Annotated in this window: 17 protein-coding genes; 7 read left to right on the plus strand and 10 right to left on the minus strand. The window is 35.8% G+C overall.

From position 1 onward, the window contains the following. Nucleotides 1-143 precede the first annotated feature (143 nt). The gene (locus KZH69_RS04900; RefSeq protein WP_219316337.1) at nucleotides 144-5,207 is read left to right on the plus strand and encodes a translocation/assembly module TamB domain-containing protein; all 5,064 of its coding nucleotides are present in this window, start codon (nucleotides 144-146) and stop codon (nucleotides 5,205-5,207) included. Next, the gene (tamL, locus tag KZH69_RS04905; RefSeq protein WP_219316338.1) at nucleotides 5,197-7,491 is read left to right on the plus strand and encodes a translocation and assembly module lipoprotein TamL; all 2,295 of its coding nucleotides are present in this window, start codon (nucleotides 5,197-5,199) and stop codon (nucleotides 7,489-7,491) included. The genes KZH69_RS04900 and tamL overlap by 11 nt, the downstream gene beginning before the upstream one ends. A 480-nt stretch (nucleotides 7,492-7,971) precedes the next feature. On the opposite strand, the gene KZH69_RS04910 is transcribed toward tamL, so the two are convergent. The 8 genes from KZH69_RS04910 to KZH69_RS04945 all read right to left on the minus strand — a co-directional run bounded on the left by KZH69_RS04910 (nucleotide 7,972) and on the right by KZH69_RS04945 (nucleotide 16,641). Beyond that, the gene (locus tag KZH69_RS04910; RefSeq protein ID WP_219316339.1) at nucleotides 7,972-9,735 is read right to left on the minus strand and encodes an aromatic amino acid hydroxylase; all 1,764 of its coding nucleotides are present in this window, start codon (nucleotides 9,733-9,735) and stop codon (nucleotides 7,972-7,974) included. 71 nt (nucleotides 9,736-9,806) lie between these two features. Further along, nucleotides 9,807-10,586, minus strand: a complete 780-nt coding sequence (gene budA, locus KZH69_RS04915; protein ID WP_219316340.1) for an acetolactate decarboxylase — start codon at nucleotides 10,584-10,586, stop codon at nucleotides 9,807-9,809. A 133-nt stretch (nucleotides 10,587-10,719) separates the two neighbouring features. Further along, a complete protein-coding gene (locus KZH69_RS04920) occupies nucleotides 10,720-11,109 on the minus strand; it encodes a group III truncated hemoglobin (RefSeq protein ID WP_219316423.1) in 390 nt (129 codons plus the stop codon). A 77-nt stretch (nucleotides 11,110-11,186) separates the two neighbouring features. After that, nucleotides 11,187-12,431, minus strand: a complete 1,245-nt coding sequence (gene ilvA, locus KZH69_RS04925; RefSeq protein ID WP_219316341.1) for a threonine ammonia-lyase IlvA — start codon at nucleotides 12,429-12,431, stop codon at nucleotides 11,187-11,189. 31 nt (nucleotides 12,432-12,462) lie between these two features. Then, the gene (locus tag KZH69_RS04930) at nucleotides 12,463-12,903 is read right to left on the minus strand and encodes an ACT domain-containing protein (RefSeq protein ID WP_219316342.1); all 441 of its coding nucleotides are present in this window, start codon (nucleotides 12,901-12,903) and stop codon (nucleotides 12,463-12,465) included. A gap of 334 nt (nucleotides 12,904-13,237) precedes the next feature. Next, entirely contained in the window at nucleotides 13,238-13,801 is a 564-nt protein-coding gene (locus tag KZH69_RS04935; protein ID WP_219316343.1) for a DUF4136 domain-containing protein, read from the minus strand. Nucleotides 13,802-14,129: 328 nt separating this feature from the next. Continuing rightward, nucleotides 14,130-16,109 carry a urocanate hydratase gene (gene hutU / locus KZH69_RS04940; RefSeq protein WP_219316344.1) on the minus strand — a complete coding sequence of 660 codons (1,980 nt, stop codon included), beginning with the start codon at nucleotides 16,107-16,109 and terminating at the stop codon, nucleotides 14,130-14,132. Nucleotides 16,110-16,464: 355 nt separating this feature from the next. After that, nucleotides 16,465-16,641, minus strand: coding sequence for a C1orf53 family protein (locus KZH69_RS04945; protein WP_165830459.1), 177 nt, complete (start codon nucleotides 16,639-16,641; stop codon nucleotides 16,465-16,467). 93 nt (nucleotides 16,642-16,734) lie between these two features. Here KZH69_RS04945 and KZH69_RS04950 point away from each other — a divergent pair, with 93 nt between their 5' ends. The 4 genes from KZH69_RS04950 (at nucleotide 16,735) to hemL (ending at nucleotide 20,262) form a co-directional block, all read left to right on the plus strand. Next, nucleotides 16,735-17,082: a hypothetical protein gene (locus KZH69_RS04950; protein WP_111411306.1), complete on the plus strand. Its 348-nt coding sequence runs from the start codon at nucleotides 16,735-16,737 to the stop codon at nucleotides 17,080-17,082. Then, nucleotides 17,079-17,972 carry a 1-aminocyclopropane-1-carboxylate deaminase/D-cysteine desulfhydrase gene (locus KZH69_RS04955; RefSeq protein ID WP_219316345.1) on the plus strand — a complete coding sequence of 298 codons (894 nt, stop codon included), beginning with the start codon at nucleotides 17,079-17,081 and terminating at the stop codon, nucleotides 17,970-17,972. The genes KZH69_RS04950 and KZH69_RS04955 overlap by 4 nt, the downstream gene beginning before the upstream one ends. A gap of 24 nt (nucleotides 17,973-17,996) precedes the next feature. After that, nucleotides 17,997-18,821, plus strand: a complete 825-nt coding sequence (locus KZH69_RS04960; protein WP_219316346.1) for a glucosaminidase domain-containing protein — start codon at nucleotides 17,997-17,999, stop codon at nucleotides 18,819-18,821. 154 nt (nucleotides 18,822-18,975) lie between these two features. After that, nucleotides 18,976-20,262: a glutamate-1-semialdehyde 2,1-aminomutase gene (gene hemL / locus KZH69_RS04965; protein ID WP_219316347.1), complete on the plus strand. Its 1,287-nt coding sequence runs from the start codon at nucleotides 18,976-18,978 to the stop codon at nucleotides 20,260-20,262. Nucleotides 20,263-20,370: 108 nt separating this feature from the next. On the opposite strand, the gene KZH69_RS04970 is transcribed toward hemL, so the two are convergent. Together KZH69_RS04970 and KZH69_RS04975 are read right to left on the minus strand one after the other, a co-directional pair. Next, nucleotides 20,371-20,799 carry a DUF4890 domain-containing protein gene (locus KZH69_RS04970; RefSeq protein ID WP_219316348.1) on the minus strand — a complete coding sequence of 143 codons (429 nt, stop codon included), beginning with the start codon at nucleotides 20,797-20,799 and terminating at the stop codon, nucleotides 20,371-20,373. A gap of 117 nt (nucleotides 20,800-20,916) precedes the next feature. After that, nucleotides 20,917-21,666, minus strand: a complete 750-nt coding sequence (locus KZH69_RS04975) for a glycosyltransferase family 2 protein (RefSeq protein WP_219316349.1) — start codon at nucleotides 21,664-21,666, stop codon at nucleotides 20,917-20,919. Between the two features lie 130 nt (nucleotides 21,667-21,796). Between KZH69_RS04975 and KZH69_RS04980 the strand changes: the two genes are divergently transcribed. After that, entirely contained in the window at nucleotides 21,797-22,171 is a 375-nt protein-coding gene (locus tag KZH69_RS04980) for a hypothetical protein (protein WP_219316350.1), read from the plus strand. Nucleotides 22,172-22,176 lie beyond the last annotated feature (5 nt).

Below are 22,176 nucleotides of genomic sequence, written 5' to 3' on the forward strand. Positions count from 1 at the left end.
ATCACACAATAATTTTAAAACTTATTATTGGAATTGTATAACTTAAACAATTATAGTTAATGCATATTTGTAGATTCAAAAATTCATGATAAATTGTATGAATAGTCACAATTCAAACGCATTTATTTACAAAGATTTTTTATATGAACCCAAAATTAAATTCTTTTGTAAAAAAAGCAAAGCGTATTATACTTTGGAGCGCTGTTACAATTTTGGTTTTTTTGGTTTTAATTATTGTGTTAATTCAAGTTCCCGCTATTCAGAATTTTACAAAAGATAAGGTACTCACTTATCTCAATGACAAACTTAAAACCAAAAGTTCCCTAGATAGAATTGCGATTAGTTTTCCAAAAACTATAGTGCTTGAAGGATTTTATTTTGAAGACCAACATAAGGACACTTTATTAAGTGGTAAACGGTTGGCCATTGATATCGATTTATTTAAAATCATCAATCACGAAGTAGAAATAAACTCGATTGAACTAGAAAATACAACCGCCAATATATCTAGAAATAAGGATGGAGTGTTTAATTTTGATTACATTATCAAAGCATTTGCCTCCAAAGAACCCAAAGATCCAGACAGTAAACCTTATTCAGTTTCGGTTGTTGATGTAGATTTAAAAAACATCAAATTCAGTTTTGAAGACGATTTGTCTAAAAATGACATTCGCCTAAAGCTGAAAAATTTCAGCACAAAATTTAAAAAGTTCGATCTGGACAAAATGGATTTCAATATTCCTTATGTAGATTTAAATGGATTGAATGTAGTTTTGAATCAGGATTTGGTTGAGAAAATAGCCGAAGTCTCTGTTAAAACCGTTGATACTATAGCCAAAAGAAGTGATTTTAATTTGGAACTAAAAAAAATTACATTGTCTAAAATCAAGGTTTTATACGACAGTAAAGATTCTAGAATGAATTCAGGATTTACTTTGGGAAGTTTAAAACTTTTGGTTAATGATTTGGATATAAAAAATCAAATGCTCGATTTTGAAAAATTTGAAGTTAAGAATCTAAAAGGAAATCTACTTCTTGGCAAAAAAGACAAGCAATTAAAAACACCAAATTTAGATACAACAGCCATTTCAAAAAATGGCTGGAAAATGAAACTGAACTCAATTGATATGCAAAACATTGCTTTCAAGTTTGATGATATGCAATCTCCTGCGATTGCAATGGGAATCGACTATAGCCATCTTGATTGGAATGGTTTGAATGCCAAAGCTGAAGATGTTTATTTTAGAAATGAGACTATTTCGGGGCGAGTGAACTCTTTAGCTCTAAACGAGAAAAGCGGACTGCAAATTCAGCAACTCAAAACGCAGTTTTTTTATGGACCAAAACAAGCTTATCTGAATAATTTGTATGTAAGAACACCTCAAACAGAGTTGAAAGACAAATTAAAAGTGAACTATCAATCAATTGACGGTATTTCAAAGGACATAGGAGATTTGTCGGTTGATGCTAATTTAAGTCAGTCAAGAATTGGGTTTAAGGATATTTTGCTTTTTGCTCCACAATTGCGTAAAATGAATCCTTTTCAATCGAATCCGAATGCTATTTTGTACATCAATTCCCGAGTAAACGGAAAAGTGAAGGATTTGAATATTCCCTATTTTCAAATGCAGGGAATTGGCAACACAAAAGTTTCTGTCTCTGGAAAAATAAAAGGGCTTCCCAATTACGAAAAAGCTTTTTTTGATTTGGATATAAAAAACATAACTTCTTCTTCCCGAGATGTTCTTTCTTTTGTTCCTAAAGGATCACTTCCCAAAACGATTCGGCTTCCAGAACAATTTAATGCTAGCGGAAAATTCAAAGGTTCCATCAATAATTTTAAAACTAAATTGGCATTAAATAGCAGTTATGGCAAAGCCAATGTGGATGCATTGTTTGATAATAGAATTAAAAACATTGAGAAATATGACGCCACGATTGCTTTTATGGATTTTAATCTTGGCCGACTGATTAAGAATGATTCCTTGGGGAAAATTACGGGAAATGCAAAAGTTAAAGGGCAAGGACTGAATCCTAAAACGGCAAATGCTCAGCTCGTAGCGATTGTTAAAAAAGCGGATTTCAATAAATATACGTACTCTAACATGGCTTTGAAAGGTACGATTGCCAAAGGAAATTTTGATGTAAAAGCCGACAGTAAAGACCCAAATTTAAAATTCAAATTGGATGCAAATGGTGGTTTCAAAGATAAATATCCTGCAGTAAAATTAAATCTGAATCTTGATATCGCCGATTTGGAAAAACTGAATCTGCATGCCGGCCCGATGAAACTTAGAGGAAATGTTGTCGCAGATATTGCCAACAGTAATCCCGATTATTTGAACGGGGAAATTTTGGCTTCTAATGTCCAAATTTTGCAGGATACAGAACCGATTGTTTTGGATAAGGTTAAAATTATTGCTTTCGCGGATGGTAAAAGTAATAACATTAAAATCAGCTCCCAATTTGTTAATGCCGAAATTGACGGTAAGTACAAACTAACCACACTTTCGGATGCGATACAAAATTCACTATCGAAATATATAAACGTCCAAACTGCGAAGTACGGAACCACTTCAGAGAAACAACAATTTACATTTAAACTTTCGATTCAAAATGATCCTGTTTTATATAAATTAATTCCTAAGTTAACGTCTTTAGAGCCCGTAATTATTTCCGGAAAATACAATAGTGTAGGAGATACTTTGGAAATAAAAGGAGCAATTCCGAAAATTATTTATGCCAATAATACAATATCCGACGGTAAAATAAATGTCGGAACGAAGAATAATGCCATAGAATATCAAGTTTCTGTAGCGACGATTGAAGGCACACAATTTAAAATTCCGTTTACAAGTTTAACGGGAAAAGCCGAAAACAATATTCTTTCGTATGCTTTGCAGGTAAAAGACAAAGACAAAAAAGATCAATATTTTATTGCAGGCGAATTGCGTCACGAAGATTCAAAAAACGTCATTAAACTGAATGCGGAAAGCTTAGTTTTAAACTATGATAAATGGAATATAAATCCTGAAAATTCAGTTGAATTTGGAGGTAAAAGACTTTATGTCAATAAGTTTTATTTGGATCATTCCGGAAATGAAATGAAAATTCAATCGCAAGGCAATCAAAACAATGCTCCGCTACACGTTGATTTTTTGAATTTCAAAATAGAGACAATTTTGAATGTGATAAAGAAAGATGAATTGGAAATGCAAGGTTTGATAAATGGATCAGCTGTAGTCGAAAATGTCATGACGAATCCAATTTTTACTTCAGATTTGACCATTGATAAGTTTGTGTTTGGAGGAGAAGCTGTTGGAAATATCAGTTTAAAAGTGGATAATAAAACGGCAAATGTTCTTTCGGCAAATATGACGCTATCTGGCGAAGGAAATGATCTGGCTCTTTTGGGAACATATAGGATTGACAACGATAATTTTGATTTGAATTTAGATGTAAATCAATTAAATGTCAAAAGCATTCAAGGGTTTTCTTTTGGAAATATAACCGATGGTAAAGGTTCTTTGTCTGGGCAATTTAAGATTACCGGAACTATTTCGGAACCAAAAGTAAATGGAGATTTATCATTTAAAGATGCAGGTTTCCGAATCACAAAACTGAATTCTTATTTTACTGTAAATAACGAAAAAATCGCCTTGCGAAATGAAGAAATTGCATTCGACAACTTCTCTATTTTTGATGAAAATGGAAATGAACTCGGTGTAAACGGTAAAATGACAACCCAAAATTTCAGGGATTTCAATTTTGATTTGGCGGTAAAAGCGGATGATTTCAGAGCAATACATTCTAAAGTTACCGATAATGATCTGTTTTATGGCGATCTATTTTTGGATACCAAATTAAAAATAGAAGGAACGCTTGACAATCCTATTGTCAATGGGAATATAGAGGTAAATGACGAAACAAAATTCACGGTTGTTATGCCTCAGTCGGATCCTTCTATTGTTGATAGGGAAGGAATTGTGGAGTTTGTTGACGAAGACAATCTGTATTTAAAACAAACCGTTGCGTTGCAGAAGGAACTGAATCAATCGAAATTAATGGGAATGGATGTCTCAGTTGCTATTACTATAAACAAGGAAGCCGATTTTACGTTGGTGATTGATAAAGGAAATGGTGACTATTTAAATTTAAAAGGAGAAGCCGAGCTTACCGCTGGAATTGACCCTTCCGGAAAAACTACGCTGACGGGTAAATATGAATTTAGTAGTGGTTCTTATGAAATGAATTTCAATATGATCCGACGTAAATTTGATATTCAGAAGGGTAGTTATATTATTTGGAATGGAGAGCCAACGATGGCAACTGTAAGTATTACGGCAGTTTATAAAGTTAATGCTTCACCATTGGATTTACTAGGCGATCAACTTGGGGCGGTTACGCCTGAGGTTAAAAACACCTACAAACAAAAAATACCATTCCAGACTTTATTGAAGATGAATGGCGAATTGCTAAAGCCGGAAATTACTTTTGACATCGTTTTGCCCGATGGGAATTATGATGTTTCATCGGATATTGTGAGTGCATCGCAAACAAAGCTAGAACAGCTGAGACAAGATCCATCGGAATTAAACAAACAAGTATTTGCATTGTTGTTGTTAAATCGATTCGTAGGCGAAAATCCTTTTGCTACGGAAAGCGGAAGCACAAGTGCTGAATATCTTGCGAGACAAAGCGCAAGTAAAATACTTTCACAACAATTGAATGATTTAGCAGGAGATTTAATAGCGGGGGTTCAGTTGGAATTTGATTTGGAATCGACCGAAGATTATACTTCTGGCGCCAAAGAAACCAGAACTGATTTGAATGTGGGAATTTCAAAGAAACTTTTGAACGACAGGTTGAAAATTACCGTGGGGAGCAGTTTTGGAGTGGAAGGAGCAGAACGAGCCAATGAAGATGCCTCCAATATTGCCGGCGATGCTTCATTAGAATATTTATTGAGCAAAGACGGCAGGTATATGATTCGCGCGTATAGAAAAAATGAATACCAAGTAGCGATTCAAGGCGAAATTGTAGAAACAGGCGTTGTCTTTGTCATCACGATGGAATATAATAGATTCAAAGAGCTTTTTAAACGAAGCGCTAAAGAAATTGAGATTACAAAAAAGGAACGGATTCGTAAAGAAAAAAAGAAATTGGAGAAAGAGAAACAAAAGTCTAAGCTGTCTTATGAAAATTAAATATTCAAAATATCTTTTACTTCTATGCTCATTCTTTATTTTAGGATGCAGTAACACCAAGTATTTGCCCGAAGGTGACTTGCTGTATACGGGAGGTTCCGTAAAACTGGAGGATTCAATCATAAAAAGAAAAGCCAGAAAAGCATTAGAAACAGAATTGAAAAATCTTTTGCGCCCCAAACCAAACAAGCAAATATTGGGATTAAGACCAAAATTGTTCATTTATAATTTGGCAGGAAAGCCAAAAAAAGAAAAGGGATTTCAATATTGGTTGCGTACCAAAGTGGGCGAACCACCCGTTTTATTCAGCCATGTAGATTTAGAATATAATACATCCTTGCTTCGTAATTATACTGAAAACAGAGGGTATTTTAAAACCAAAGTACAGGCAGATTCTACGAGACATGGTAAACGAGCGACAGCAGAATTTACCATTTGGCCTTCAAAACAGTATAAAATTAAAACGGTTTCTTTTCCAGATGATTCAACTGCTTTGGGAAAAGAAATTAGTAAAACCCAAAAAAGAACCCTTTTAATTCCAGGAAATCCTTATGATTTAGAAGTTATAAAGTTGGAGCGTGACCGCATTGATGCCAGATTAAAGGAAAAAGGATATTATTTTTTTAATCCTGATTATATTTTGGCCCAAGTTGACAGCACCAAAGGAGATCACGAAGTGAGTATTAGACTAAAAATAAAAGAGGAAGCACCCTCAAAAGCGAGAAAACCTTATACCATAAATGATATTATTGTCTATTCGAATTATTCAATTCTAACGGATAGTATTGGTTATAAAAAGGAAGATATTGTACAGTACAAAGATTTTACGATTATTGATTCGGCCAAGACTTTTAATCCCAGAGTTTTTGACCGCACATTGTATTTTAAAAAAGGCGATTTGTACAACAGAAAAAACCATAACCTTTCCTTAAACAGGTTTGTGAATTTAGGCACTTTTAAGTTTGTAAAAAATGAATTTAAAGTAGATGATTCAATTCCTGATGCGTTAAATGCGTATTATTATTTGACATTGTTGCCCAAAAAATTTCTTCGATTTGAAGTAGGAGCCAGTACCAATTCAGCGGGATATACAGGCTCTGAAACGAAAATTAATTGGGACAACAGAAACTTTTTTGGAGGAGCCGAATTGTTTACACTCTCTTTATTTGGTGGTGTTGATTTTCAGGTTTCAGGTCAAAATGGAGGTCATGATATTTATACTTTTGGGGGGGAAGCGAGTTTGATGTGGCCTCGTTTAGTTGCTCCTTTTAAATGGCAAAATTCAAGCGAATTTGTTCCTAGAACAAAAGTGCTTGTACGTTATGAACGCCAAAGTAAGGCCGATCAGTATACTTTGAATTCTTTCAAAACTTCTTTCGGTTATTTGTGGAAAGAAAGTGTGCGAGCGGAACATGAATTGAAAATATTGGAAATTAATTATGTAAGCCCAAAAAATGTTACAGCTTCTTATCTGGAAGAAATTTCAAAAAATCCATCATTGGGAAAAGTAATCGAAAAGCAACTTATTTTTGGTCCGACCTATTCATATACGTTTACCAATACGATGCAAAAAAGGAAAAAAAATACGGTGTATTTCAACGGTGAATTGGATTTAGCGGGGAATGTTACTGGATTGCTTATGGGAGCTAATGCCAAAAAAGGCGATACCATCAAGTTCTTTGACGTGCCTTTCAGTCAATTTGTGAAAGTTAAAGGAGATTTCAGACATTACCTAAAACTCGGTGAAAACAGCAAGTTAGCCAGTAGATTAATTGCCGGCGTTGGATATGCTTATGGAAACAACACTGTAATGCCTTCATCCAGACAGTTTGTTGCCGGGGGACCCAATAGTATTCGAGCCTTCAGGTCACAATCGGTCGGGCCGGGAAGTTATAAAAAACTTGATCCAAATGCTGAATTTTTAGAAGATCAATTAGGGGATATAAAATTAGAATTCAATACCGAATACAGAACCAAATTATTCAGTATCGTAAACGGAGCTTTGTTTATGGATGCGGGAAATATTTGGCTTCTGAATGAAGATAAAAATAAACCTGGCGGTCAGATTTCAAAAGATTTTATGAAACAGATTGCGGTTGGAGTAGGAGCGGGATTGCGTTTTGATTTTTCTTTTTTAATCCTCCGAACCGATCTCGCTTTCCCCATCAGACAGCCTTATTTGGTCAACGGAAGCAATTGGGTGATTGACGACATTAATTTTGGAAGTGGTTCTTGGCGAAAAGACAATCTGATGCTCAATATCGCTATTGGTTATCCTTTTTAATGATTATCCACTGCATCCGATTATAAATTTTTGGAGCCGAAAGATTTGATATTTTAGGAAATATGGTCCCGCTTTCCGTTACAATCTTATAAGCCGAACCCCGGCTTATAAGGATTTTTACTTCAATCGGGGCTAAGGGAAGACATTTCGATTTTTTGCCATCATTCAAAAAAAAGAAATATTAAATGAGATTCAAGTAGTCATATCACAGAATACCTACCCTCAATCTTGTCATCCCGAGGAACGAGGGATCTCCATAATACTATTCGACAAAGCCACTTTTTTTATTTAGATTGCGGAGCTACTTGCGGAGTTCCCTCGTTCCTCGGGATGACAAGTTTACGGATAGTTGGGATGTTAAAAAACGGCAATGGTCGTCAGGAATAGCTATTTTTTTTTGTAATAAAAAAACACAAATTTTGACTTAAAAATAATTTGTGAAAATTTGTGTCTATAAATTTTTAATCTATGCTTATAATTCTAATGCGTTGTTTCCTCATTCTCAAAAATCAACTCCAATCCATTTGAAATTAATTTTTCGATTTCGGGACGTTGTTTTTTAAGGTTATCCAAATGCAAAAGGACCTCTTGCATCATATTCGTTTCATTTCGTGTGTTTAAAAGCTCAATCAATTCGACAGAAAGCAACCAATCATTTGGATGTTGATTTTGCAGTTTTGTAAAAATAGGCTCCAATGCAGTTTTTGTATCATTCGATTCACGAATGTTTCTTACCGTTTGATACAATACTTCAAGATCATCTCTTTCAGCAGTATGTTTGGCTTTAATGGTTTTACTTGAAGGTACGTGCGAAATCAAATCAAAACTGTTCACATCGGCCGGACCCGAAAAAGCCGAAACTAGTTTTTTGCCCACAGCCATATCATAATTCCCCCATTCCGGTTGGAATAAAATAGTGTTGCGGTGTGTAACCGTACAGTTTTTGAAACAAATTAAGATAATCTCTCCGTGCAGATTTCTCTTTCCGGTAATGATTTCTCCAACCACTTTTATATCGCCTTCAAACTCCAAAGTAGCCGTTTGTCCTTCATAAACACCATAGGCTTTTAGGTCACGAGGACTCATATCTTCGATAGCAAGATTAATTCCTTTTAGTTTCCCTATTGGGCTACCAAAACCTTCTGGATGCGTACTTGTTCCGTGACCAACCAATTCTTTTTCGCGATATGATAAAGCAGTTTTTCCAGTAGTTTGAAAGTAAATTGGTTTTCCTTCGTGTTCAATGACATTCGTGAAAACTCCCGAAATCTGTAAACCAGTACTCAATTCAACAGTTCCCAATGCTTTCGAGTGAATTAGTTTTTTTAACCCCGACAATCCTCCTGTACGCAAAGCCATAGTGTTGGCAAACTCTTCCAATATTAAACTCAAATAGGCAAAATCAGGAGTGACATACAACTGCGGTTGTAATTTGGTAATATCAAAGCTTTGGTGCACTGCCGAAAAATCATAAGGGATTTTTTTTACATTATCTGTCATACACCAAGCGCTTTCACCAATGGATGACAATAAACCGGCACCGTAAATTTTCGGATTTTCTAATGTACCTATTAGACCATATTCCACAGTCCACCAGTGCAGGTTTCTGATTTGGGCCATCTCAGATAATTCACCCATATTATTTTGCAGATCTTCCACCGCTTTTTCGGCAGCTTCTATTTCGGCTTTTGACGTGCCTTCGGCTTCTTTCAAAATAGAAAGCAAGCGAATCGCTTCATACATTTCGTAATCTTTATGTGAAGAAATCGCTTTACAACCGATTTCGCCAAAACGTCTTAAATATTCCGCGTATTCAGGATTCGCAATAATAGGGGCGTGACCGGCACCTTCGTGAATAATATCCGGTGCAGGCGTATATTCAATATGTTCGAGTTGACGAATGTCTGATGCAATGACCAAAACATTATAAGCCTGAAATTCCATAAAAGCATTCGGCGGAATAAAGCCATCAACCGCCACGGCAGCCCAGCCAATTTCGCTTAAGATGCGGTTCATGCCATACATACTCGGAATGTTGTCTACTTCAATACCCGTTTTTTTCAAACCTTCCAGATACGAACTATGCGCTACCTTCGAGAGATAATTCACGTTTTTACGCATTACATAGCGCCAAACTGCTTGATTAATTGGTGTGTAATCACTGTAATCCTGAGGTTTGATAAACTGTTTTAAATGTTTAGGTAATCGTTCTAATAATGGATTACTTGCTATTTTTGTGTTCATAACGAAATCGATGTAGTTTATGTGCAAAAGTACAATTTTAGGAGGTGAAAAGGAAGTTTTTACAATAGAAATTATTTCTCCACTTTCTCTAAATCTTCCGCTTTTGTTTTGGTTAAATTCAGTTTATTGAATTCTTCGTTGTCGGGAATGTGTAATTCAAAATCGGCCATGTAGTCGATTTCGATTTCAAAATTTGAACCTAATAAATCCAATACGTGTCCACCCGATTTTTTATCATCCGAAAGGAAATGAAAATGATAACCCGGAACATTCAAGCCTTTCATATATTCGGGAAATCGAAAACCAACCAGCGTTCCAGAAATGGTTCCCAACTCAAAAACCGATTGCTTTTTTACGGCATCAATCATTAATGGATAGGGTTTGACTTGTTTGGAAACAGATCGGGTTTTTAGCGTTTGGCATTTCACTTTGATTTTATAACCCACATATAAGTTTTTATTGGGTGAAATCGTGTCCAGTAAAGCATAGAGTTTTTTGAGGTCAAATGATTGATGTGCAAAAACAACATTGTCTTTCGAGAAATTGGTAACTACAGCAAAAGGCGTTTTTTGGGAAGGTAAAACTTCATAGGCTTTCCCATCCGATTTGATTTGGTAGAAATGATTGTCAAACCCAATCATTTCCCCGTCCAATTCATTAAAAGTCCCAATTCCGAAAGTCCCTTTCTTTTGCAAATCCTTAAAAGTCATGTCGCCATCAAAACCGCCTTCCATCAAAGCGTTTATTGTAGCATATTGGTATATGCTTGTGTTTTTGCCTTTTTGGGCGGTACTTGCAAAAAAGGAAAATACAATAAAAAGTAAAAGGATTGTTTTTGAAAAGGAACGCATTGTAATTTGGTTTGATTAGTGTAGCAAAAGTAGTACAATGATTTTAAAAAATGAATCACCGCAGATTTTTAGATTAAAATATTTTAAAATCTGAAAATTTGCAGTGATTAACTATTTGATATACTTTCTATTTTTACAAAAGCGGATGCTTCGCTTCATGTCTGAAGTATTCAATTTTGTGATTGAACATCTCAGCCATATTTTGACCTCTAAGTTTGGCTTCATCGGCAAGCGAACCTGTAAATAAACTGTCGACGGTCTTAGTGAAAATTTCCATCCAACGATTAAAATGCTCTTTCTCAACGGGAAGTTGTTTGTGAGGTGGAAAAGGACTTCCGGAATAGGTGTGTTCTTCCAGCAGGATAGTTTGCCAAAAACGGTACATTTTCTCTAGATGTTCAGGCCAACGGTCGCCTATTTTTTCGTTGAATATTGTACCAATTAATTCGTCTTTTTGTACAGTTGAGTAAAAGGTATTGACTAATAATTTAATGTCTTCTATGTTTGAAATGTCTTTGTTTATCATGATATTTTAATGTGAAAATTGCTCTTCCAAAGATACGCTATAATTAAAAAAACGATAGAAAAAGAGTTGTTAATTTATCCTATCAATTGGGTGAATAGATCATGTCTTTCATTGAGATAACGGTATTCAAATCCTTTGGTATTCATATTGTTTTTGATGGCATGAATGTCATTTGGATTTTTCAATTCTAATCCTACAACTACTGATCCTACTTCACGACTATTTTTCTTTGCAAACTGAAAATAAGTAATATCATCATCTGGACCTAGAATGTCGTTTACAAATTCCTTTAAGGCTCCTGGACGCTGCGGAAACTGAATCATGAAATAATGCATTAAACCTTCGTAAAGTAAAGAACGTTCTTTGATTTCGGCAGTTCTTTCGATGTCGTTGTTGCTACCGCTGACAATGCAAACTACCGTTTTCCCTTTTATTTCTTCTTTGTAAAAATCCAAGGCAGCTATGGTTAATGCTCCTGCAGGTTCTACGACCATGGCTTCTTCATTGTACAATCGCAATATGGTGGTGCATACTTTTCCTTCGGGAACGAGTATAATGTCGCTTAAGTTTTTTTGGCAAATGTCAAAAGTCAAATCGCCCACTTGTTTTACAGCGGCTCCATCTACAAATTTATCGATGGTTTCCAGTGGGGTGTTCTTGTGATTGGCAATTGAAGTTTTCATTGAAGGTGCGCCTAGAGGTTCTACTCCAATGATTTTGGTATTGGGACTTAATTGTTTGAATACGGTCGAAAGCCCTGATGCCAGTCCGCCACCGCCTACGGGTACGAATACATAATCGATAGGTTCTTTGTAAGTATCCAAAATTTCCAATCCAACAGTACCTTGACCTGCTATAACTTCTAAGTCATCAAAAGGATGAATGAACGCTTTGTTGTTTTGGGAGGCATCGGCTACGGCTTTTGCGTAAGCGTCATCAAAGGTGTCGCCTGTCAAGACAATTTCGACGAAGTTTTTTCCAAACAGCTGTACTTGTTTGACTTTTTGTTTTGGGGTAGTTTTAGGCATGTAAATTTTGCCCATTACTTTTAGGAGATGACAGGAAAAAGCAACACCTTGAGCGTGATTTCCTGCACTTGCACAGACAATTCCGTTTTCTTTTTCGGCATCAGTTAAGGAACTCATTTTATTATAAGCTCCTCTTATTTTGTAGGATCGTACTACTTGCAGGTCTTCACGTTTTAGTAAAACGGTTGCGCCAAATTCCTCCGATAAATTTAGGTTTTCGATGAGGGGAGCTGTGGGGACTACATTTTGAAGTTGTTTTTGGGCTTGTTGTATTGCTGTAAATAAAGTCATTTTTTTAGTATTTGGATTTTAAAATTTGGAATTAAAAGGAATTCATTGCTTCTAATTCGGTTATTATTGTGGCTAATTGTTGGATTATTTCTTTGTGTGTTTTGCTGGTATAAACACAATAATCAGTTTCCTGAATAATTGGAATGGCATTGATAATTGATGTGATTTGTTTTTCTTTTTCATCGGAATTTAGAAACTTTAATAGTAGGATTTGGTGAGTAGATAGCTCAGCTTCAGTCTGTAAATAACATTTAAAAACTCCAATGATTTTTTCCATTTGATACACTATGTTTTGAACTGCTGATTCTGTTTCAATAAGCGTAATCGTAAAACGATATAAATTTACTGTTTTGCAAAAAAATACAGAGAAGCTGTTTATGCTTATTTTTCTTCGAGTCAAAATAAGGACTACTTTATTGATTAATCCTTCCTGTTTTTCACTGAAAAGGGTTATCGTAAATTCTTGTTTCATTGTTTAATAGTTTGCTGTTGGTTAAAAAAAAAAGCCTTTCTCCATTGAACTGAGAAAGGCTTTATTAGAAAATAGAATCCTGACTCGTTATGTGAAACGAATAATGATAATTACGATACTAATAATTGCTACTAAATTTTTCATACTTCTTTAAAATAAAAAACCTCCCGATGTGGGAGGTTTCATAAATTGTATATTGATTACTTTTTTATATAACACCTCGCCATAATTATCGAATGATAATTATAATAATGACAACGATGATGCTAATTAAGTTTTTCATTTTTATTGCTTAGATGACAAATGTATTCATTTTAATGAATTGAGCAATAAATTATTTTTTCTTTTCTTTATTTTCCTTTGTTTCGGGTTTTGCAGGAGGATATTGTGCCAAAATTTGGGTAACAATATTATTGACTATTGCGTCTTTTTCGTCCATATTTTTAGAAAGGGTTCCAGTACCTTCACCTTGCCAAACTAATTCTTTCTTTTTGGCGTCTATAAGGTCAATGTACAATGTCCCTTCTGTAGAGGAGCTTACATACGTTTGTCCTCCGTACATATAAGGATTCCATCCCCATCCCCAACCGTAGCCATAACCGGCATTGAATTGGTTTACACTGATTTCTTCTCGGGATTTGGTGAAAATATTAACCAATAAATCGGGAGTTTCACTTTTGGTAAAACCTTTGGCCTGTAATTGTTGGTCGATGGCGTTCAGGATTCTTTTTTTATCCAAATCGGAAATTTCAACTTTGTCAATACCGGATTTCATAAAAGCAAAAGTTTTATATTGCGTAAAATCAACGGATTTGTCGTAATCAGAATATACTTTTACCGTGTCACATGAGGCAACTATGAAAAGTAATAATAGGGGCAGAAGCTTAAATGTTTTCATTTTTTATTTGATTTATGGTGGTGTAGAGAAACTGCAAAAATCGTACCAATTTGTTTACTCTAAGGTAGTTAAAAAAAATGATTTTTCAAAAAACTCTACTAAATACATTTGTTTGCAGTCAGCTGTGTTAGCCCTGATTACTTCACTATACTTTTATTTTCATGCGAGTTCAGTGAACTTCGTTTGTAGCGGAAAGCATTTTTTGATAAACGAGTATTTTTTTCTTGAACAAAAAAAGCGACCAATGGAAGCTCTTTTTGTTCTTAGAAAAAAACGAGTTTATGAAAAATCTTGAAGCGAATAGCAGGATTAGCTCCCAGAAAATATCTTAATTTAATAATTGATCGTCAACTAAATTTGGAAGTGTAACTTTCAACAATGGTTCTACTTCCATTGCACGTTTTATGGCAAAAACAGCACCTTCGTTTCTGGCCCAGCTGCGTCTTGAGATTCCGTTATTGACATCCCAAAAAAGCATCGAAGCCAAGCGACGGGAAGCTTCCTTACTACCGTCCAACACCATTCCGAAGCCACCATTGATAACTTCTCCCCAACCTACACCACCACCATTGTGAATGGAAACCCAGGTCGCACCACGAAAACTGTCGCCAATCACGTTTTGAATAGCCATATCTGCGGTGAAACGAGAACCGTCATAAATATTGGAAGTTTCGCGGTAAGGTGAATCGGTTCCCGAAACATCGTGATGATCACGACCTAGAACTACCAATCCTATTTCACCTTTGGCAATCGCCTGATTGAAAGCTTCGGCGATTTTTACACGGCCTTCAGCATCAGCATATAGGATTCGGGCTTGAGAACCCACAACCAATTTATTTTCTTGTGCACCTTTTATCCACTGAATATTATCCTGCATTTGTTGCTGAATTTCTATTGGAGCAGTTTTGGCCATTTCTTCCAAAACTTGACATGCAATAGCATCTGTTTTGGCTAAATCTTCCGGCTTTCCTGAGGCACAAACCCAACGGAAAGGCCCAAAACCATAGTCAAAACACATAGGTCCCATAATGTCCTGTACATAACTCGGGTACCTGAAATCAATTTTATTTTCGGCCATAATATCGGCACCGGCACGAGAGGCTTCCAGTAAAAAGGCATTTCCGTAATCGAAGAAATAAGTTCCTTTGGCTGTATGTTTGTTGATGGCTGTTGTGTGACGACGCAATGTTTCCTGTACTTTTTCTTTGAATAAATCAGGATTGTTCGCCATCATATCATTGGCTTCTTCAAATGAAATTCCAACCGGATAATATCCGCCCGCCCATGGATTGTGAAGCGAAGTTTGGTCAGAACCCAAATCAATATATAGGTTTTCTTCATCAAATCGTTCCCAAACATCTACCACGTTTCCAAGGTAACCGATAGAAACTGTTTCATTATTGGCTTTCGCCAAAGTTACTCGCTGTACTAATTCGTCTAAGTTTTCTATCACTTCATTAATCCAACCTTGACTGTGACGAATATGTGTTATTTTAGCATTTACCTCGGCACAAACTGTGATGCAACCTGCAATATTTCCCGCTTTGGGTTGCGCACCACTCATTCCTCCAAGACCAGAAGTCACGAATAAACCGCCTTTTGGGGAACGTTTTATTTTTCTGAAACCGTTCAAAACAGTGATTGTCGTTCCGTGTACAATCCCTTGTGGACCGATGTACATATAACTTCCTGCTGTCATTTGTCCGTATTGCGAAACGCCCAGGGCATTCATTCGCTCCCAATCATCGGGTTTGGAATAATTAGGGATGACCATTCCGTTGGTTACCACAACTCTCGGCGCCTCTTTGTGGGATGGAAATAATCCCATTGGGTGTCCGGAATACATCGTCAATGTTTGCTCATCGGTCATTTCCGATAAGTATTTCATCGTCAATAAATATTGCGCCCAGTTCGAGAAAACAGCACCGTTACCGCCATAAGTAATCAATTCGTGTGGATGTTGCGCCACTGCATAATCAAGATTATTCTGAATCATTAGCATAATGGCCTTGGCTTGTTCGCTTTTTCCAGGATATTCCGAGATTGGTCGGGCATACATTTTATAATCGGGACGTAAACGGTACATATAAATGCGACCGTAAGTTTCGAGTTCGTCCTTGAATTCTGGTAGTAATTCGGCGTGATGCTTGGGTTCAAAATAGCGCAAAGCGTTACGAAGTGCTAATTTTTTCTCTTCGTCTGTTAAGATTTCTTTCCGTTTCGGCGCGTGGTTAATGTTGGCTTCATACGGTTTTGGCTGTGGTAATATTGAAGGAATTCCTTGTTGTATTTGTTCTTGAAAAGTCATTTTTTTGGTATTTAAAATCTAAAATTAATTGTTCTAATGAGCAGCTTTTGGGCGAGACCGCATTAAGAAAAGGGGCCTACGTTTCGTGTCGGTTAGTCGCCCACTTTCCTTAATGCGGTCGGGCTATCCACGCTACTTCGGTAGCTAGTTTCTATCCCTCTCGCATCCCGTAAATCAAGATATTTTTCTTAAATTAGAGGAATTCGCCACTAAGGATACCGTATATCCGACCTGTGGTAGGACTTATGAATTTTAATTTTATATTTTAAAGAAAGAATGTCCATTGTTAGTGTTGAAATATATAAAATACTGTTTTCTGTAATCTAAGTTCTGCAGCCTAAAAACTGCAAACTGATTACTTTTTCAAAAGCCCCGTTTTCTTGTCAAATCCATAGGGACAATGACGACAACCGCTTTTACAGCAATAGCCTCTTTTTAAGTGGTGTTTTTCGGTAAAACATTTGTAACCTTCGGGTGTATAATAAAAATCTTCACCTTCTATTAATTTATTTTCATTACTTTGTTCTGCCATTCTGTTTTTATGCTTGCAATTCGCGACTAGGCGATTGTGATTTTCTTTAATTCGGACTAAATTGCCTGTACAAATCTATAAATTTTATAACCAATGTTTGTTATTGTTGCCAAATATTTAATTCCTAAAGGATATCGCGGGTTAACGGTCTTTCCTTTTGTGTTTGTAAAATATGCATTTGATTCCGAAAATAAAGTACTTGTCAATCACGAAAAAATTCACCTCCGACAACAATTGGAGCTACTAATCTTGCCTTTTTTTGTTTGGTATTTTATGGAATATGCGGTACGTTTGCTGCAGTATAAAAACGCCAATTTAGCCTATAGAAATATCAGTTTTGAAAGAGAGGCTTATGCTAATGAAACCGACTTTGATTATTTTAAAAAGAGAACTTTTTTTAGTTTTTTAAACTATTTAAAACTAATAAATCCTAAACTTTGAACCAAAAAATAACATACGAACTACCTAATGGAATTTCTCTCGAAATAAAACGGGAAGATTTACTTCATCCCTTTATATCTGGAAATAAATTTAGGAAGCTAAAGTATAATTTGCTTCAGGCGAAAGCCGAAAATCACGAAACTGTGTTGACTTTTGGTGGCGCTTATTCCAATCATATTGCGGCAGTGGCCTATGCTGGAAAAGAGCAGGGTTTCAAAACCATTGGCGTGATTCGCGGAGATGAGTTGGGCGATAAAATTGACGAAAACCCCACTTTAAAGTTTGCTCAAGAATGTGGAATGCAATTCGAGTTTGTCACCAGGGAAGCTTATCGACATAAAACTGAACCTAATTTTATAGCCAATCTAAAAAATAAATTTGGATCATTTTACCTAGTTCCAGAAGGCGGAACCAATGAATATGCCGTAAAAGGTTGCGAAGAAATACTGATTGAGGAAGACGCTTCATTTGATTATGTTTGTTGCGCGGTTGGAACGGGTGGAACTGTTTCGGGGATTATCAATAGCGCATTGCCGCACCAAAAAGTTTTAGGATTTCCAGCATTAAAAGGAGACTTTTTAAAAGATGAAATTCGTAAATTTGCCACCAATACAAATTGGGGGTTAATTACCGAATACCACTTTGGGGGGTACGGAAAGGCAAATGAAGAACTGATTCAGTTTATAAATCAGTTTTACAAACAAACACAAGTTCCATTAGATCCTATTTATACGGGAAAGATGGTTTTTGGCGTTATAGATTTAATTCACAAAGATTATTTTCCTCATAATTCCAAAATTCTATTGATTCATACAGGAGGATTACAGGGAATCCAGGGGATGAACACGCTTTTGAAAAGCAAAAATAAAACATTGATTGAAGTACAATAGTAAAATCAATATCAAAAAATAAATATGGTCAAGAAAATATTTTTATTTCTCTTAATTGCAACCCTTATAAGTTGTGGTTCATCGAAACCAACAATTGTCACTACAAAAAAACCGGTGGGATGGAAATATTCCAAACCAATCCAAAACGGCAGCAGCAGTAAAGTTGGTACACAGTCCACTTCAAAACCAATGTCCACAAATGAAATGACCTATGGTTATATTGCGCAATACAATTCAGTTGCGATGTCTAATATGAAAACTTACGGAATTCCTGCCAGTATTATTTTGGCACAAGGAATTCTAGAATCAGGTTCGGGACAAAGTGATTTGGCAACGACAGCCAATAATCATTTTGGAATCAAATGTCATAACGATTGGACTGGTGATAAAATCTATAAAGACGACGATTCTGCCAATGAATGTTTTAGAAAATACAATCAAGCCTCCGAATCCTACCAAGATCACGCAATGGTATTGACAGGTAAAAAAAGATATGCCAATTTGTTTACCTTACCTAAAGGGGACTATAAATCATGGGCAAAAGGATTGAAAGACGCAGGATACGCCACTGATCCAAGGTATCCGGAAAAATTAATAAGTTATATTGAGACCTATAATTTGAGTCAGTACGACGCCAAAGTTTTAGGAAAACAAATGGCAAAGGAAGAATCCAAAGTTTTGCTTCAGGACAATTTTGGTGCAGATGAAGCCAGTTTGTATGAAATTCAAAAAGGAGATACTTTTTATTCCGTTTCCAAAAAATTCAATTTGACGGTAGAAGAATTAAAACAGAAAAATAATCTAACAGAGAATACACTTTCGATTGGACAGAAGTTGATAGTGAAGTAAAGACAGATAGATAATAGACGAATAGATAATAGATAATAAAAGGGAAAATAGATAATAGACTAATGAATAATTTAAAGAATATGACAGTTTATAGAACTCGTTGGAGTCTCTTAATCTATCATCTTTTTGTCTATCATCTCAAATAAATATAAAAATGATATACCAAAGAAGTAGTCAGCTTTTTGCTGAAGCAGAAAAAGTAATCCCAGGGGGAGTAAATTCACCAGTAAGAGCTTTTAAAGCCGTGGGAGGTACGCCAATATTCGTAAAAAGTGCCAAAGGAGCTTATTTGTACGATGAAGATGGAAACCGATTAATCGACTATATCAATTCATGGGGACCAATGATTTTGGGTCATGCCTACGAGCCTGTGGTGGAAGCCGTAATTGAAAAAGCGAAACTAGGGACGTCTTTTGGGATGCCAACTGAATTAGAAACACAAATTGCTGCACTTGCTGTATCTATGGTTCCAAATATTGATAAAATCCGATTTGTGAATTCAGGAACAGAGGCATGTATGAGTGCGGTGCGTTTGGCTCGCGGATTTACCAAAAGAGATAAAATCATCAAATTTGCCGGTTGCTACCACGGTCATTCCGATTCATTTTTGATTCAGGCCGGTAGTGGTGCTGTGACTTTTGGAACTCCAAACAGTCCTGGTGTAACTGCCGGAACGGCAAAAGATACTTTGCTCGCCAAATACAATGATTTGGAAAATGTGAAGACTTTAATCGAAGCCAATAAAAATGAGATTGCGGCCATAATTGTTGAGCCCGTTGCAGGAAACATGGGATGTATTCCACCAGTGAAAGGGTTTTTGGAAGGATTGCGTGAGTTATGCACGGCTAACGGAATTCTGCTCATTTTTGATGAGGTTATGACAGGCTTTAGATTAGCCAGAGGTGGAGTTCAGGAATTGTTCAACATCGATGCAGATATTGTTTGTTTCGGAAAAGTAATCGGGGGTGGATTACCCGTTGGAGCTTTTGCGGCACGTGCCGAAATTATGAATTTCCTAGCGCCATTGGGACCTGTTTACCAAGCGGGAACTTTGTCGGGGAATCCATTGGCTATGGCGGCCGGATTGGCGATGTTGCAGGCGTTGGACAACGATCGGGAAATTTTCAAAAGACTGGAAGAAAAAACTGCTTATTTAAGCGCAGGAATTGAGAAAGTTCTGAAAGCTAATAATGTTGTTTTCACCATCAATCAAATAGGGTCTATGATTTCGGTTCATTTTGATGCAAATCCAGTAACCGATTTTCAATCTGCTGCTGCAGGTGATAATGAAACTTTCAAGAAATTCTTCCACGGATTGGTAGCCGAAGGAGTTTACATAGCACCATCGGCTTATGAAACTTGGTTTATCACTGATGCATTGACTTACGAAGATTTGGATTTTACTATTCAAGCAATTGACAAAGTTTCTAAAACGTTCTAAGTAACGTCAATTAATAAAACATAAATTCCACTCATTTGCCCAAATTAATTGGTGTAAATAAGTGGAATTCATATTTGAGGTCAAAAAGGATTCAATCAAAATTATTCTCTACATTCCTCCTCCTCTTCTTTCTTTTATTTTGTCTTTATTCTCTTCTCTCATATCAAGCCATTTTTGATATTGATCTGCAGATAAAATCGCTTTCATTTTAGCTTCGGTATCTGTTTTTTCAGCTTGCATTGTGTTTTTGAATGCAGTTCTTTCTTCCGTAGTCATTTTATCGCCACTGGCTTTTCGGGTATCTTTTTGAACTTTCAGATCTTGTGCTTTGGCGCTTTTCTCCGCTAAAATTTTACCAATTGCTTCTTGCTGTTTGGCATCCAAAGCCAATTCTTTGGTCAACTTTTGAAGATGTTTTTGCTGGCGTTGTTCTGGAGTCATTTTTTCCATGTTGGCTCCGTTGGGCTGGGGAGTGGCTTCTTGTGCAAATCCTGTTAATCCCATTCCGAATACTAAGGCAATAATTAATTTTTTCATGTTTATTAGCTATTAAGTTATAGTTGTAAGACGGTTTTAATAACTTAAGGTTTAATGTCTAAGCTTTAATTTATGAAAAAATGATATATACCTATTAAATTTTAAAATAGAAGTTTTTCAAGAACAGCCTTTTTGGTGTTTTAAGAGTTTAGCATATTTCATATAAGAAAAAAAACCTTGAATCATAGAAAAGGACAAGCCGTCTATGCCATTCAATAAACCTTTTTTAAAGAAATAACAGCGAATAAAAGCAACTATTCCATTGGTAAATGGCTTTAAAGGAGTTATTCTTTTTCCTTGGTCAAAAAGTTCTTTGGCGTGCCAATCGGAATATTGATTTTTTTTTGTGACAATTTGTTCTATAGATTCCCAACCATAATGGAGTATGTGGACAGGAATTTTCTTTTCGTTTTTTGTTACGATTACTTGATGTACTTTGGAATCAGACGGACGAGACGTTTTTTTATTAAAAAATCTCACCTTATAGTCAGGGTACCAACCTGCAAAATCAATTAATTTGTCGCCTAAGAAGTTTTTTACCCGAAAACTAAATGCATCGAAATTGCCTTCTAAGTATTTCTTGTTTAAAATAAACTCTTCTGCATCCGAATCAAGAAATTCATCTGCATCCAAATTAAGAATCCAATCGTTTTTACAAAAGGGCAAGCCATGTGAGCGTTGCGGACCATCTCCTAAGAATTTTTGTAAAACAACAATTGCTCCCTTTTTTTTGGCAATTTCTACCGTTCTATCAGTGCTTAGTGAATCGACAACAATCACTTCATCACAAATTTTGAAAAGTGAGTCGATGCACTTTCCAATCATTTTTTCCTCATTAAACGTAATAATCAAACCGCTAATTGCCATAAAAAAACGTTTAGTATTGTTATTGTTGTAAGACTGTCTATATATGTAAAAGTTTAATTTTAATAATGCAAAGATAATAAAAACTGATATTAGTCATCTGAATTTAAAAAGTGTGTATTATCTTTGCACCGTGAAAAACTTCGTATTTATACTTATCATTGCTATTTTTATAAAACCGATTTTTCCGGTTATAGAATACGTGGTCAATTATGAATACATTTCAAAGGTACTTTGCGAAAACAAGGCAAAGCCAATGATGAATTGTAACGGAAAATGTCATTTGATGAAGGAATTGGCAAAGGCTGCCGAAAACGAAAAGCCTGCTTCTTCCGATAAAAAAGGATATACTCCTGTTGCTGAACTATTATTTTTTCAGGAAATTAAAACTTTTTCTATTGCTTCTGCATCATTTTTAGATAAAGAAAAAAACAGCAATACCTATTCCAATTTATATTCCAAATCCCATTTGGAGTCCCTTTTAAGACCACCCATTTTTATTTCTTAGATTTT

Origin of the sequence: Flavobacterium taihuense, assembly GCF_019351435.1 — a bacterium.
Classification (GTDB): domain Bacteria; phylum Bacteroidota; class Bacteroidia; order Flavobacteriales; family Flavobacteriaceae; genus Flavobacterium; species Flavobacterium taihuense.